At 71.5% G+C, this 13,978-nt stretch carries 14 protein-coding genes; 8 read left to right on the forward strand and 6 right to left on the reverse strand.

The genetic code is table 11. The features are described 5' to 3' along the window. The first annotated feature begins 610 nt into the window (after positions 1-610). Positions 611-1,936, forward strand: coding sequence for a hypothetical protein (locus AB8Z75_RS20110; RefSeq protein ID WP_369203924.1), 1,326 nt, complete (start codon positions 611-613; stop codon positions 1,934-1,936). A gap of 67 nt (positions 1,937-2,003) precedes the next feature. Here the strand turns inward: AB8Z75_RS20110 and AB8Z75_RS20115 are convergent, their stop codons facing one another. Next, the gene (locus AB8Z75_RS20115; protein ID WP_369203926.1) at positions 2,004-2,375 is read right to left on the reverse strand and encodes a winged helix-turn-helix transcriptional regulator; all 372 of its coding nucleotides are present in this window, start codon (positions 2,373-2,375) and stop codon (positions 2,004-2,006) included. Positions 2,376-2,433: 58 nt separating this feature from the next. Here AB8Z75_RS20115 and AB8Z75_RS20120 point away from each other — a divergent pair, with 58 nt between their 5' ends. Continuing rightward, positions 2,434-3,372 (forward strand): NAD(P)-dependent oxidoreductase, encoded by a 939-nt coding sequence (locus tag AB8Z75_RS20120; RefSeq protein WP_369203946.1) that lies wholly within the window; start codon positions 2,434-2,436, stop codon positions 3,370-3,372. A gap of 16 nt (positions 3,373-3,388) precedes the next feature. Here the strand turns inward: AB8Z75_RS20120 and AB8Z75_RS20125 are convergent, their stop codons facing one another. Then, positions 3,389-3,871 (reverse strand): ATP-binding protein, encoded by a 483-nt coding sequence (locus AB8Z75_RS20125; RefSeq protein ID WP_369203928.1) that lies wholly within the window; start codon positions 3,869-3,871, stop codon positions 3,389-3,391. 178 nt (positions 3,872-4,049) lie between these two features. Here AB8Z75_RS20125 and AB8Z75_RS20130 point away from each other — a divergent pair, with 178 nt between their 5' ends. From AB8Z75_RS20130 to AB8Z75_RS20140, 3 genes are all read left to right on the forward strand, one after another. Further along, positions 4,050-4,934, forward strand: a complete 885-nt coding sequence (locus tag AB8Z75_RS20130; protein ID WP_369203930.1) for a helix-turn-helix transcriptional regulator — start codon at positions 4,050-4,052, stop codon at positions 4,932-4,934. After that, positions 4,931-5,143 carry a DUF397 domain-containing protein gene (locus tag AB8Z75_RS20135; protein WP_369203932.1) on the forward strand — a complete coding sequence of 71 codons (213 nt, stop codon included), beginning with the start codon at positions 4,931-4,933 and terminating at the stop codon, positions 5,141-5,143. The genes AB8Z75_RS20130 and AB8Z75_RS20135 overlap by 4 nt, the downstream gene beginning before the upstream one ends. 173 nt (positions 5,144-5,316) lie before the next feature. Then, positions 5,317-5,991, forward strand: a complete 675-nt coding sequence (locus AB8Z75_RS20140; RefSeq protein WP_369203933.1) for a DUF4232 domain-containing protein — start codon at positions 5,317-5,319, stop codon at positions 5,989-5,991. A 130-nt stretch (positions 5,992-6,121) separates the two neighbouring features. On the opposite strand, the gene AB8Z75_RS20145 is transcribed toward AB8Z75_RS20140, so the two are convergent. Then, positions 6,122-7,213, reverse strand: coding sequence for a citrate synthase 2 (locus tag AB8Z75_RS20145; protein ID WP_369203935.1), 1,092 nt, complete (start codon positions 7,211-7,213; stop codon positions 6,122-6,124). Between the two features lie 515 nt (positions 7,214-7,728). On the opposite strand from AB8Z75_RS20145, the gene pdxH reads away from it, so the two are divergent. After that, positions 7,729-8,361, forward strand: coding sequence for a pyridoxamine 5'-phosphate oxidase (pdxH, locus tag AB8Z75_RS20150; RefSeq protein WP_369203948.1), 633 nt, complete (start codon positions 7,729-7,731; stop codon positions 8,359-8,361). Positions 8,362-8,804: 443 nt separating this feature from the next. Here the strand turns inward: pdxH and AB8Z75_RS20155 are convergent, their stop codons facing one another. Further along, positions 8,805-9,668: a hypothetical protein gene (locus AB8Z75_RS20155; protein WP_369203937.1), complete on the reverse strand. Its 864-nt coding sequence runs from the start codon at positions 9,666-9,668 to the stop codon at positions 8,805-8,807. A 5-nt stretch (positions 9,669-9,673) separates the two neighbouring features. Continuing rightward, positions 9,674-10,030 carry a PadR family transcriptional regulator gene (locus tag AB8Z75_RS20160; protein ID WP_369203939.1) on the reverse strand — a complete coding sequence of 119 codons (357 nt, stop codon included), beginning with the start codon at positions 10,028-10,030 and terminating at the stop codon, positions 9,674-9,676. Positions 10,031-10,390: 360 nt separating this feature from the next. Between AB8Z75_RS20160 and AB8Z75_RS20165 the strand changes: the two genes are divergently transcribed. Continuing rightward, on the forward strand, positions 10,391-11,917 hold the full coding sequence (locus AB8Z75_RS20165) for a PAS domain-containing protein (RefSeq protein ID WP_369203941.1): 1,527 nt from the start codon (positions 10,391-10,393) through the stop codon (positions 11,915-11,917). A 77-nt stretch (positions 11,918-11,994) separates the two neighbouring features. On the opposite strand, the gene AB8Z75_RS20170 is transcribed toward AB8Z75_RS20165, so the two are convergent. Further along, entirely contained in the window at positions 11,995-12,765 is a 771-nt protein-coding gene (locus AB8Z75_RS20170; RefSeq protein ID WP_369203943.1) for an SIS domain-containing protein, read from the reverse strand. 206 nt (positions 12,766-12,971) lie between these two features. On the opposite strand from AB8Z75_RS20170, the gene AB8Z75_RS20175 reads away from it, so the two are divergent. Further along, a complete protein-coding gene (locus AB8Z75_RS20175; RefSeq protein ID WP_369203944.1) occupies positions 12,972-13,667 on the forward strand; it encodes a metal-dependent transcriptional regulator in 696 nt (231 codons plus the stop codon). Positions 13,668-13,978 lie beyond the last annotated feature (311 nt).

A 13,978-nucleotide genomic window follows, 5' to 3' on the forward strand; every position in this document is an offset into this window, starting at 1 on the left:
SYCGGRTGCGGCGGCAGCCGCCGCATCCGGGGAAGGGGGAGGGGAGACCTCCGCCTCCGCCTCACCTTCACCGCGGGCGCGTCCGGGAGTCTCCTGGCTCTCTTCCTCCCGTTCCTGCCGCCCTTCCGACTCTTCCGGCTGCTCGGCCGGGTCCGGACGGACCGGTCGGCCGGGCCGCGGGAGGGCCGCTTCCAGGTCTCCGGCGACGCCGGGCGCGGGGACAGCGCGGCGCACTTCAGGGGCGACCGGGCCCGTGCTTTCCTCGTGAGGAGGCATTTTCTCTCCGTTCGATGCTGCTCATCGCGATGTTGCTCATCGATCAGCCGCCGACCAGCCGACATGCGGACGGGACAGAAGAGACAGTCCTGATCGGGCTTGCTCCTGCCCCTTACCTGAAGTGAGCGGAGCCGTCCAGAAGTTGGCAGCCTACCGTGACGAGGCCTCTCCGGGGCGGCCCTCCCCTCCCCCCTCCCCTCCTCTCCACGTCCCCGGCACCTTCGTCAGCCCGGTCGGCGTGGGCTGGCCGCCCCGGCGGGGCGCGGAACACTGCCGGCCCCGCTGAGACGTAGCCGTTGCGTGTATCCCTCGGCACACCGAGAAGGAGAACGTCATGTCTCCCACGACGCCGCCGGAGCCCGGCCCGCCCCACGCGCAGGGCCCGTCCCCCGCGCAGGGTCCGTCCCGCGCGCCGGAGCCCGGAGCGTCGCGGCGGCGCCTGCTGCTCGGGGCGTCCGCCGCCGCTCTCCTGGCGGCGGGATGCAGCGCGGGAAAGGACGAGGAAGGCGGTCGCGGAGGTGACGGCTCCCCGGACCACCGCACCGCGAGGGCCCCGAGCGGCGTCCTGGGCGCCAACTTCAACGAGGACCCCTCGGAGGTGGGGTTCGCCCGGCTCCGGGGCGTTTCCGCGAGCTGGGTGCGGGGCTTCCTGCCGATGCCGGAGGTCGACCGGGACGCGCCGGAGAGGCAGCGGGCGGTGGCCACCTTGCTGGACGCGCACGAGAAGCAGTACGGCACCGTGCTGTCACTGAAGTTCCCCTACCAGCAGCGTGCGCTCCCCGCCCCGGGAAGCGGCCCGATGGAGACTGAGCTGGCCCGCGTCGAGGGGGCGGCCCGCGCCGTGCTGGGCAAGGTCGACATCCTCGTGATCGGCAACGAGCCGTTCCTGGAGAGCCGGCGCGCCGACCGGGGCGGCCCCGCCCTCAACAGGTTCTACGAGCATGTGGCCGAGCACCTCATCGCGTACCGCAGGAAGCACTTCCCCCACGGGTGCAGGACCCGCCTGTACATGGGCGCGCTCAACCATCTCGACAACCCCGCCGAGCGGACCGCGGCCACCCGCCGGTGGCTGGATTTCGTCCACGGAACGCCCCAGATCGAGGGCGTCGACATCCACCCACACGTGACCTCACTCGACGCGGCGCAGCAGTACCTGGACTACGTCGTCCCGCGTCTCCGCGCCGACCAGAAGTTCCTCGCCACGGAGTTCTCCCTGGTCCTCAACTGGCGGGCGCACACGCGGGACAGAATCCCGCCCCGCTTCGCCCGGCACTACGGCATCGACCCGGACACACGGGTGTGGCAGCTCCTCAGACTGGCCGTGCGGGACCCGTTCCCGCAGGAGCAGTGGGACGCCTTCTTGTCCGCGAGCCCCTGGTTCCACCGCAACAGGCACTATCTGCGGGACCAGGTGGAGCGGTTCCGCGAGACGGGGAAGCTCGCGGTCGCCACCTACGGCGTGGCACAGGCCGACGCCATGGTCCGCGACATCGGTCCCGACAAACAGCCGTGGCTGCTCAACAGCCTGTACGCCACCCGGACCGTCCGGCAGTCCGAGGACGGGAAGCCCGGGCGCAACCAGGCGTGGTGCGAGGACTTCCGTGCCCTCCAGCGGCGGCGCGACCGCCGCCCGATACGCACGGGCACGACAGCCACGTGAGGCGCACGCCGGAGAGGACCCCGGCGGCTCCTCGTACGCCGCCTCGGCGACGATGACCGCCCGGCGGCTACTCGTACGCCGCCTCGGCGACGGTGACCACGCCACAGCCCTCGCGCCGGATGCGTTCCTTGCCCCAGACGCCCAGCGATCCGAGCGCCTGGTTGAGTGTGCGCCCGTGCTCGGTCAGGGAGTACTCGACACGGGGCGGGACCTGGGCGTACACCTTCCGGTGCACGAGATCGTCCTCCTCCATCTGGCGCAGGTGCTGGGTCAGCATCTTCTCGCTCACTCCCGGCAGTCCGCGACGCAGCTCGGCGAACCTGCGCGTGCCATGGGCGTCGAGTTCCCAGAGGATGAGCCCCTTCCACTTGCCGCTCACCACGTCGAGTGCGGCATCGATGCCGCAGATGTAGGGGCCGTTCCGCCGCGCCGTGGGCATGCGCCGGTCTCCTCACTTACGAAAGGGTAAGTACCGCAGAAAATAGTGCGTACTTCCGATAGTACGGAGGCTCACCAAGCATGGAGGGATGAACGAACGACACACTCTCTCTGCCGCACACGACACCCCTGTCACGGTGATCGGGCTCGGCCCGATGGGCCGGGCGATGGCCCGTACGCTCCTGGCCGCCGGACACCAGGTCACGGTCTGGAACCGCACGGCCGGCCGGGCCGACGGAGTCGTCGCCGACGGCGCGAGCCTCGCGGCCACGCCCGCCGAGGCGGTACAGGCGAGTGACCTGGTGCTCCTTAGCCTCACCGACTACCCGGCGATGTACGACATCCTCGACGGCGCCACCAAAGGACTGGCCGGGCGGACTCTCGTCAACCTCAGCTCGGACACGCCCGACAGGTCCCGCGAGGCGGCAGCCTGGGCCGAACGTCTCGGCGCCGCCTTTCTCACCGGCGGCGTCATGGTCCCGGCGCCGATGGTCGGTACGGAGGCGGCGTACGTCTACTACAGCGGTCCCGCCGAAGCGCTGGAGCAGCACCGCGAGCCCTTGGAAAGGATCGGCGCGCCCCGGTACCTCGGTGACGACGCGGGGCTCGCACAACTCATGTACCAAGCCCAGCTCGCCGTCTTCCTCACCACGCTCTCCGGGATGATGCACGCCACGGCGATGCTGGGCAGCGCCGGAATGGCGGCACGGCAGGCACTGCCGGAACTGCTCGCGACCACCGACTCCATCGGCGACATGATGAGAGCGGGAGAGGCGGAACCCGGCACGGCACTGGACGCCGGTGAGCACCCCGGGCACCTCAGCACGGTCACGATGATGGGCGCGACGGCCGACCATATCGTCGAGACCAGTACCTCACTCGGCCTCGGGCTCGCGCTCCCGCAGACCGTGCGGGCCCACTATCGGCGGGCCATCGAGGACGGCCACGGCGACGACAACTGGACCCGCATCATCGACGGCATCCGCGACCCCCGCTGACCGCTGGTTTCGCCGTTCACACCGGTAGATCCACCTCCGCCCACAGGGTCTTGGTGATCAGGTCGTTCACTCGATCTCCCCAGCGGTCCGCCAGCGCATCCACCAGCACCAGGCCGCGTCCCGACTCCTCCTCGGGGCCCGCCGCGACGGGCGGCCCCTGCGGCAGCGGCTTGTCCGCCCGCGCGTCGGTCACCTCCACCCGCAGCACCCTGCCGGTGGCCCTCTCCGCCTCCCTCAGCGTCAACCGCAACCGGAAGTCCCGGCCGATGCTGCCGCAGTGCCGTGCGGCGTTGGCCGCCAGCTCGGCCACGAGCAGCGCCGCCGTGTGAGAGGCCGTACTCCGGTACGGCACCCCGCGTTCGTCCAGCCACTGCGTGGCCAGCAGCCGCGCGAGGCGGGCACCCCGCCTCGTGGAGCTGAGCTGCACGGCGAACGTCGACGGCGCCGACACCAACCGTGGTGGCGCGGGCTGGCGAATTTTCTGCGTTTGCGGATTCATGGCGTGACCGTCCCGCTACGCGGCTAGCGTTCACCAGGTCGCGAGCGCGTGCCCGGACCACGGGTACGGCGGCGTACGTCTTCTGCGTGGGGATGTACGGGCCGTACGCCGTGACCACCGCACGGCGAACGGCGTTGACGCTGAGACCCGTTGAGGGCGCACAAGGACGTGAGAGCGTATGACCGTTGCCAACCGAAGGAAGGACGGCCGCGCCGTCCCCTCACCGCGTACGGTGGACGTAGTCCACCAGCGCAAACGCGAGGACGACCGCCCAGGCGTGTGGGTCGCCTACGGCAAGCTGTTGCGGAAGTTCCGCAAGGCCGCCGGGTATTCGCAGGAGGCCCTCGCCCCACTGCTGGGCTACTCACCCGAACAGCTCGCGTCGGTCGAACAGGGCCGCCGCGCCGCGAAGGCTCCCCTCACGGAGGCTGCGGAACGGGTGCTGAACGCGGGTGGCGTCCTGGAAACGCTCCAGGAGGACGTTGACTTGGCGAAGTTGCTCCCATTCTTCCGGGACTTCGTTCTGCTGGAGATGGAGGCCGTCAGCCGATTTGGGTACGACCCGCTGCTGGTTCCAGGGCTGTTGCAGACGGAGGGATACGCGCGTGCCCTGTTCGAGGGCCACGTACCCGTCCTGGACGAGGAGGCCATCGAGGACAACGTGGATATTCGCCTGACCAGGCAAAAAATCCTCACCAAGAGTCCGTTGGTGGATTTCACCTTCGTCATCGGAGAAGCCGCGCTGCGCCAGGAACTGGGCGGGCGCGACACGATGAAGGAGCAGTACCGGCACCTGCTGGCCATGGGCAATCTCCGCAACGTGGTGATCCAAGTCGTGCCGATCGGCCTCGGTTTCCACACCGGGCTCAGCGGTGGATTCGTGCTTGTGGAGACCTCGGAGCAACGGCAGTACGGCTACTTCGAGGCCCAGGACATCGGTCACGTCGTGAGCGAGGCCAAACATGTGAGCACATTCGCTCTGCGGTATGGCAAGCTGCGGTCACAGGCGCTGAACGTCGAGGATTCAGCCGCTTTCATCGAGCAGTTGGCAGGGGAACGATGACGAACGAGCAGGAGGCGGCTCGGCTCCGCGAGCTGTCCTGGTACAAGAGCAGCTACAGCGGCTCGTCTGGCTCCAGCGACTGTGTGGAGGTCGCGCACGCCATCGATACGGTCCACGTCCGTGACTCGAAGGAACAGCGCGGTCCCGTCCTCTCCGTGCCGTCCGCCCGGTGGGCGGACTTCGTCGCGTTCGCGGGGCGACCCGCGTAGGCAGACCCGACGCGGCGCGTCGGCCCCGCACCACGTGGGGCCGACGTCCGCTGTTACAAGCTGCGGACAAACATCCGTGAACTCTGACCGGCGGCGCCGCATCACACCTCTCGTAACGCACTCCACACGACGGGGAGCGCGGGGCGAGGGCCCTGCGCCGGGAAAGAGGGAACATGTCCGCCATGCTCAACCGCGCTGTTCGTTGCACCGCTGCCGTGCTGGCCGTCGTCGCGGTCGGCGCGGGTGCCACCGCGTGCAACTCGTCCTCCGACTCGTCCGCCTCCAAGGCCGGTGCCCACTCCGCGGCGCAGGACAAGGGCGCGGAGAGCGTCTCGGGGGTCAAGGTGAAGGAGATGGCGGCGAAGGGGTCGCGCACGGACGCGATCAACGTCTCCTCCGGCAGCGCCGGCAAGCGTTGCCACACCGGGGAGCTGGACTTCAAGTGGGGTGGCCCGCACGGCGGCCGTCCGGACATGGAGGCCGACAACCAGCAGGTCGCGAGCATCAAGTTGACGAACGAGAGCAACCGTACGTGCACGCTGCGCGGTTTCCCGGGCGTTCAGCTGGTCAGCGAGTCCGGTGAGACGTGGGACCTGCGCCGTTCCGCGGACACTCCGAGCACCATGACGCTGAAGCCGGGTGAGGACACGGCGGCGGTGTCGATGAACATTCTGCCGGTGCCCGAGGGCATGGAGGGCCCCAAGCGCTTCGTTCCGAGCAAGGTCCTGATCACCCCGCCCGACGAGACCTCGCACGTCACCCTCGACTGGCCGTACGGCGGTGCCCTCCTCGACCAGTCCGGTGCCACCCGCCCCGGCACTTTCGTCAACCCGATCGGCATCGGCTGAGCTCGCCACGTTTCTGCCCCGCCGTCACGGCCGCACCACGCGCAGTGCCACGCAGCGCGGTGCGGCCGGCGTCGTTTCAGACGGGGCGCGACCGTACCGACCGGTTGCCGACCCCGACCCCGGGTCGGGGTCAGCTCGTGTAGCCGTCCACATCCTGTGGGCTGCGGGGCCCTGGCCCCACGTACCGGGCCGACGGCCGCACCAGTCGGCCCGTCCGCTTCTGCTCCAGGATGTGCGCCGACCAGCCCGCCGTGCGGGCGCAGGTGAACATCGAGGTGAACATGTGGGCCGGTACCTCGGCGAAGTCGAGGACGATGGCGGCCCAGAACTCGACGTTGGTCTCCAGGACCCGGTCGGGCCGGCGGGCGCGCAGTTCCGCCAGGGCGGCCTTCTCCAGCGCCAGGGCGACCTCGTAGCGCGGGGCGCCCAGCTCCTTGGCCGTACGGCGCAGCACCCGGGCCCGCGGGTCCTCGGCGCGGTAGACGCGGTGGCCGAAGCCCATCAGGCGCTCGCCGCGGTCGAGTTGCCGCTTCACGTAGGCGTCCGCGTCGCCGGTGCGTTCGATCTCCTCGATCATGCCGAGGACGCGGGAGGGCGCGCCGCCGTGCAGCGGGCCCGACATGGCGCCGACGGCGCCGGACAGCGCCGCGGCCACGTCGGCGCCGGTCGAGGCGATGACGCGGGCGGTGAAGGTGGAGGCGTTCATGCCGTGCTCGGCGGCGGACGTCCAGTAGGCGTCGACGGCCGCCACGTGCTTGGGGTCGGGCTCGCCGCGCCAGCGGCGCATGAAGCGTTCGACGATGGTGTCGGCCTTGTCGATCTCCTTCTGCGGCACCATGGGCAGGCCCTGGCCGCGCGCGGACTGCGCCACGTAGGAGAGGGCCATCACGGCGGCCCGCGCCAGGTTGTCGCGTGCGGTGGCCGTGTCGATGTCGAGCAGGGGTTTGAGGCCCCACACCGGCGCCAGCATGGCCAGGGCCGACTGGACGTCGACGCGGATGTCACCCGAGTGCACGGGGATGGGGAACGGTTCGGCGGGGGGCAGGCCGGGGTTGAAGCCGCCGTCGACCAGCAGCCCCCACACGTTGCCGAAGGACGTGTGGCCGACGAGGTCCTCGATGTCCACGCCCCGGTAGCGGAGCGAGCCGCCTTCCTTGTCGGGTTCGGCGATCTCCGTCTCGAACGCGACAACTCCCTCAAGCCCGGGTACGAAGTCGGACATCTGGCGGCTCCCTCTTCAGAGCGCCGCCAGGAACAGCTGGCGGCGGAACGACCTGCTGGCATGGGCTGCGCGGGGCAGCGTGGTCCGCTGTGCGGGCGGCGCGCGGTTCCGCTGCCGCGTCCCGCGGCTCACGGACCGGGCCTCCCCTCGGTCATGCCCGCCTGGGTGGGTGGTCACGCTCCGCGGCCCCGTGGCCGGAGCACCCTGCCGGACGGAGCGGCAACCATAGCCCCTGACGTGCGGACGTCACAGCTCTCCGCGCAGGATTCTGGCGGTTCGCGGCCCCGCGGGGGAGGGTGAGAAGTGGCACAGCGGCCGATTCCGGACCCTCAGGTGTGCACCGGGTGTCCACCGGGCAGACTGTCGGACCGCGGCCGGGGCCGATGCTGCAAGATGGCGGCGTGCCTCACGCTGATGACGCTGCCGGCCACGCCGCCGGCAAAGCCGCTGACACCGCCGCCGGACACCCCGCCGGCCAGGCCGATGACGACTCCACCACCCTGGACCCCGCGGTGATGCGGGCCCACTACCGCGACGCGGGGCTCGACGAGAGCGACCTCGCGCCCGACCCCTTCGCCCAGTTCGCGCGGTGGTTCGCACAGGTGCGGGCCGCGGGGCTGCACGAGCCCAACGCGATGATCTGCTCCACCGCCGACGAGGACGGCCGGCCCAGCTCCCGTACCGTCCTGCTCAAGAAGTACGACGAGCGGGGCTTCGTCTTCTTCACCAACTACGGCTCCCGCAAGGGCCGCGAACTGGACGCCAACCCGCGGGTGTCCCTGCTCTTCCCCTGGCACGGCATCGCCCGCCAGGTGATCGTCTCCGGCACGGCCGAGCGCACAGGACGCGACGAGACCGCCGCCTACTTCCGCACCCGCCCGCACGGCTCCCAGCTCGGTGCCTGGGCGAGCGAGCAGTCCTCGCGGGTGGCCTCACGCGAGGAGCTGGACGGGATGTTCGCCCGGCTCGCGGAGCGCTACCCGGAGGGTGAGGACGTGCCGGCGCCCGCCCAGTGGGGCGGCTACCGGGTGCGTCCCGAGACGGTGGAGTTCTGGCAGGGCAGGGAGAACCGCCTGCACGACAGGCTGCGCTACAGCCGGCGCCGTACGGACGGCGACGGCTGGTGCATCGAACGGCTCTGTCCCTGAAGCGAGCGGATCTGTCCCTGAAGCGAGCGGGCTCCGCCCCCGGCGGGTGCGGCTGTCAGCCGCTGGGGGCAAGGAGGACGGCAGCAGAACGGCCCGTGGGCGACTCCCTCCGCCGAAGCGAAGGGCGTCGGTCGGACGAGTCCGACGAGCCCACGGGCCGGGTGACTGCTGTGGATTGGCCGGCGAGCCGGCGTCACGCAGTGGCGTCGGCCTTAGGCCGCAGCCACCTCACACGTCCGGTGATTGATCATCAGCCGGATCACCTCCTTTCCTGTGTGCTCCACACCGTAGGCACCACCCTGGGGCAGCGGCAAACGCTTTTCGGGACGGATTTCGGGGACGGGGAGCGTCAGGAGGAAGCGCGGGGTGTGCCCCCGCACCGCGAGGGCACACCCGGAAGGCAGCGCAGGACCCGGTGAACGTTTGCGGTCGGCCGCATCACACTAGACACGAGGGCGACCGCCTCCTTTTCCGGCAAGGCGGGTGCCTGCCGTGCGTCCCACGCACCAGGCCAGGGTGAGCGCCGCAGTCACGATGCCGAGGCCGATGGGCGATGCGGTCGGCGTGGTGATCCAGGGCAGGCCCGCGAAGAGGACGGCCGGCACGTGGTGGGTCGTGCAGCCCTGCACAGCGGTCCGCCACACCAACACAGCCAGGACGGGACCCAGCTGGCCGATCATGCCGGCGCCGAGCGTGCTGATCACGGGCAGGGCGATCGGGAATGTGGGCAGCCAGGTGAGCGCGGCGAGCACCAGAGCCAGGCGCCGGTCGGTCCTGGCGGGTTCGGCCCCCGACGGCATCAGCACCACGACCGCCAGTAGCGGCAGCAGCCAGGCGGACGCGTGCACCTGCGCGACGAGCAGCACCACGGCCGGCGCGCTCAGCGCCCGGGCCCGAGGCCAGCGGCCCGCGCACGCCAGCGCCCCGGCCGCCAATGTGGCCAGGCACACCATCAGACCGCCCATGCCCGGGAGCAGACCGTCGAGGCCGGGGAGCGAGGCCGTGTCCTCATCCCGGATGCCATCGGCAGCCGTCGCCGCTACCCGGGACGCAGCGATGGAGGCTGCGGCTGCCAGCGCGTACGGGGCGGCGGTCAGGGTGAAGCGGCCCAGCGGCTGGTGGGAGGCGAGGGCGGTGCGTACGCGCAGGGCGTGGGCGGCGATGTCCCAGTCTTCGCGGCGCCGGGCGTGCGCGTTGGCGCCTTCGGTGGCGTCCCGGTACAGCTGCGTGATCTCGTCCCCGTGCTCGGCCCGATAACGCCGCGGGTAGAGGGACAGGACACGCGGGGCGGGCTGTGAGCCCCTCATGTCCGTCATGCGAGAGCCCCCGCCGCACCGCTGTCTGCTGCCTTGTTCAGGCGGCGGGTAGCTTCGCGTGCGGTGGCGGCCAGCCGACGCGCCTCCTCGGCCAGGGTCCGGCGCCCCTGGACGGTCAGCGCGTAGGTGCGGCGCAGGCGCCCCTCGACCCGCTCCTCGGCGAAGACCGCGATGAGCCCGTCGGCCTGCAGGCGTTCCAGGGCGCCGTACAGCGTGCCGGTGCGCAGCTTGACCCGGCCCTCGGACATCTCCGTGATCTCCTGGCCGAGGGCGTAGCCATGGCGGGGGGCGTCGGCCAGGGCGGTAAGGATGAGCAGGGTCGGTTCCTGCAACGGTTTCTTACGATCAGTCACGCCGCGAACCATAGTCCGTTCAACTGACTATTGGAAGCGGGGTGCACGCGACGCTGGGACTCGGTTCCTCATGGGTCTGGCCGGACGGCTCGACGTCGAGCACGCCAGTGGCCAACTGAACCGCCAAGTGGCCAACTGAAGTACTCAGTCACACGCGTACCGGGCGGTCCCGCACCCGCCACCGGAGAGCGGCGCGCACCGGACGATCCCGCACCCGCCACCGGCCTCGCTCGCCCGGGTGAGTTTCGGGGCGACAACGATTTACGGGAACTCACTGTGCTCTGCGTCACGTTCGAGTTGAATGATCCGTGAACATTCCGTCGCTGTCCGCGACGGCAGAGCATCTAGGGGGGTGCCGAGGTGGCGGCTCGATCCGAGACACACTCCGCGTCGTCCTCGGACGGCGACGACGGCGGACCCGACGACGAACTCCTGCTCGCGGCGCTGCTGGACGGCATGGACGCCGCCCTGTGCGCCTTCGATGCCGACGGCGTGATCACCCACTGGAACCGCGAGGCCGAACGCATGCTCGGCTGGTCCCAGAAGGAGGCCGTCGGCCGCCAGGGGCTCGCGGGGTGGGCGGTGCGCGCGGCCGACGCGGAGGACATCGAAAGCCAACTGCTGGGCGCGATGCGCTCGCCCGGCCGCCACCTCCACGAGTTCGCGCTGCTCACCAAGGACGGCGGGCGGGTGCTCGTGCGCATCCAGTCCTCCGGCGTCACCGGAGCCGACGGCCGCGCCAAGGGCGTCTACTGCGCGTTCAGCGAGGTGCACGCCCAGATCGACCTCGAACGCTCCATCGCGCTGAGCGAGGCGCTGCTGGAGGACGCCTCCTGGGGCGTCGTCCTGGTCGACGCCGACCTGCGCCCCACCGTCGCCAACGCGCACGCCGCCCGCGCCTTCCGCGCCCCCGCCAGGGCGGCCATGCTGGGACGGCCCCTGGGCGAGCTGCTCGACCAGGGCATGGAAGAGCTCGAAGGCGCCCTCCAGCACGTCCTCGGAGAGGGCTCGCCGCCCGCCCCCGCCGAAATCTGGGTGACGCTGCGCGCCCCCCTCGCCGACGGGAACGACGCGGGCACCCGGGGGACAGGACGCGCCACAGGACCCGCGGCGGACACCGGGGCCGAGTCCCGGCGCCGCTGCTGGCGCAGCGGGTTCCTGCGGCTCGCCTCCCCCCTCGCCGAAGAGCCCGTACCGCTCGGTGTGGCCTGGCTCTTCCAGGACGTCACCGCCCACAAACGCGCGGAGCGCGACGCGGCACGGCTCCGCTTCCGCGACAGCCAGCTGCACCGCGCGGCCCGGGCCGCCGCCGAATGCCCCGACCCCATGGAGGCCGCCCGCCTCCACCTGGAGTTCGCCCTCGCCGGGTTCGCCGACCGCGCGCTGCTCGACCTCGCCGCCGACCCCGGCCCCGAGCCCTCCCCGACGCTGGACACCTCGCTGGACGCGCTGCCGCCCAGCGACACCCGTCTCCTGCGGGCCGCCACCACCCCCGTCGCCGACCGCGGCCGGGCGCCGTACATCGAGGCGAACGCGCCCAGCGGCATCCCCGTCGCCTACACCGAAGGGCACCCCGCGCTCCAGGCCTACCAGCGCTGCACCTCGGTCCGCGCCAGTGGCGGCACCGGCGCGACCGCGGCGCACGAAGCGGGCGAGTGGGCGCGCGCCCGCACCTGGCCCGCCGGGACCGTGCACGGCCTGTGCACGGTGCTGCGCTGCCGGGGCCGCTCGCTCGGAGTCGTCACCTTCCTGAGAGAGGCGGGCCGCCGCCCCTTCGACCGGGAGGACGCCGACTACGCCGAGCAGACCGCCGCGCTCGTCGCGGCGGCGGTGGACCTGGCGGGCGTCCTGGAGAAACGCGGAACCGACCACGGGTACCGGCACTGAGCCGGTGGCGCCGGTGGCAGCGCTGGCGGCGCCGGTGGCAGCGGTGGGAAGCCGGTGTCAGTGGTGGAAGGCCGGTGTCAGCGGTAGAAGATCCGGTCCGCGTACTCGTCCATCACGCGGGCGTTCCAGTCGTGCCCGCCGTCCACGTTCCCCGAACGCAGCATCGGCGGCTCGACGCCCCGGCGCACCAGCTCACCCGTCGCCTCCGCGACGATCGCCTGCATCAGCGCGCTCGTGACCACCGTGGAAGCCGGCGCGAACGGCGCCTCCACCCCCTCGGCGGTCAGCTCCGCGTCCCCCAGGGCGATACGGCTGTCGACGACGAGGTCGCAGTGGTCCTTGAGGAAGGTGCCCGTGCTGTGGCGCGAGCGGGTCTCGCGCGCGTACGCCACCGACGTCACCCCGACGACCTTCAGCCCCAGTGCCCGCGCGTTCATCGCCAGCTCCACGGGAAGCGCGTTGCGGCCCGAGAGGGAGATGACGACCAGTACGTCACCCGCGCGCGCCGGGCTGGAGTCCAGCGCCGCCGCCGCGAGCCCCGAGACCCGCTCCAGCGCGCTGCCGAGCGTGGCGGGCCGCACATCGACCCCCACCGCGCCCGGAACGTTGAGCAGGTTCATCACCGCCAGACCCCCCGCCCGGTAGACGGTGTCCTGGGCCGGCAAGGACGAGTGCCCCGCACCGAAAGCGAAGACGCGGCCACCGTCGGCAACCGTGCGGGCCAGCAGCGCGCCCGCCGCCCGGATGTTCCCCGCCTCGCCGTCCCTGACCTCCGACAGCAGCGCGATGGCCGCGTCCAGGAAATCCCCGGCGAGTGTCGTCCCCGCCTCCGCCGCGCCTTCACCCATCGCGTCGCCCCTCGCCCCTCGCCGCTCGTCGCTCGTCGGTCGGTCCCGTTCCGTAGTACCGCGATCACGGTGAGGTCTGGACCTGCTTCTGTCAACTGGTCTGCGCCGGCTGTCAATACCGTCTCCCCCCTTCCGCGGGACGGTTGTCAGCGGGATGCGTCAGAATTGCTAGCAGGGCCACCGCACAAGCTGACTAGGGGCTACGCATGTCAGGACTCATCGACACCACGGAGATGTATCTCCGCACCATCCTGGAACTTGAGGAGGAGGGTGTGGTCCCGATGCGTGCCCGCATCGCGGAGCGCCTCGATCAGAGCGGGCCCACGGTCAGCCAGACCGTCGCCCGCATGGAACGGGACGGACTCGTCACGGTCGCCGGGGACCGCCACCTCGAGCTGACGGAGGAGGGCCGCATGCTGGCCACCCGCGTCATGCGCAAACACCGGCTCGCCGAATGCCTCCTCGTCGACGTCATCGGCCTGGAATGGGAACAGGTCCACGCAGAGGCCTGTCGCTGGGAACACGTCATGAGCGAGGCCGTCGAACGCCGCGTGCTCGACCTGCTGCGCCACCCCACCGAGTCGCCCTACGGCAACCCCATCCCCGGCCTCGGCGAACTCGGCGAGAAGGGCGAGGTCGACCCCTTCCTCGACCACGGGCTCGTCAGCCTCAACGACCTCGACGCCGACTCGGACGGCAAGACGGTCGTCGTCCGCCGGATCGGCGAGCCCATCCAGATGGACGCCCAGCTCATGTACACGCTGCGGCGGGCGGGGGTGCAGCCCGGCGCCGTGGTCAGCGTCAGCTCCGGCGCGGCGGGGGGAGTCCAGGTGGGCAGCAGCGGCGAGGTGGCCGAGCTCGGTGACGACGTCGCCGCGCACGTCTTCGTCGCCAAACGCTGAGCGCTCCCGTCGGGGCTCGCCCGCCGGTGGCTCGATGGTCCGCCCGCCGGTGGCCCGCCGGTCGCCCGCTGGCCGCCCCGCTTCCGTCGGGGCCCACGGGGCTGGAGCCCGGCGACTGGAGCCCGGCGGAGAGGAGCCCGGCGAGAGGAAGGGGAAGCGCGGCTGTCTTCCCAAACGCTGGTCGGCATACCAGAGTTGCCCGAACACAACGGCGCCGAGCCCCCTCGGGCGGAAGGGAGCCATCGATGCGGCCCACGCCGACCGCGGCATCTCCACCGAGCAGGCGGGGCCCCAGCGCCTTCGGCCGCCGG

Origin of the sequence: Streptomyces sp. PU-14G (genome assembly GCF_041028275.1) — a bacterium.
GTDB lineage: Bacteria > Actinomycetota > Actinomycetes > Streptomycetales > Streptomycetaceae > Streptomyces.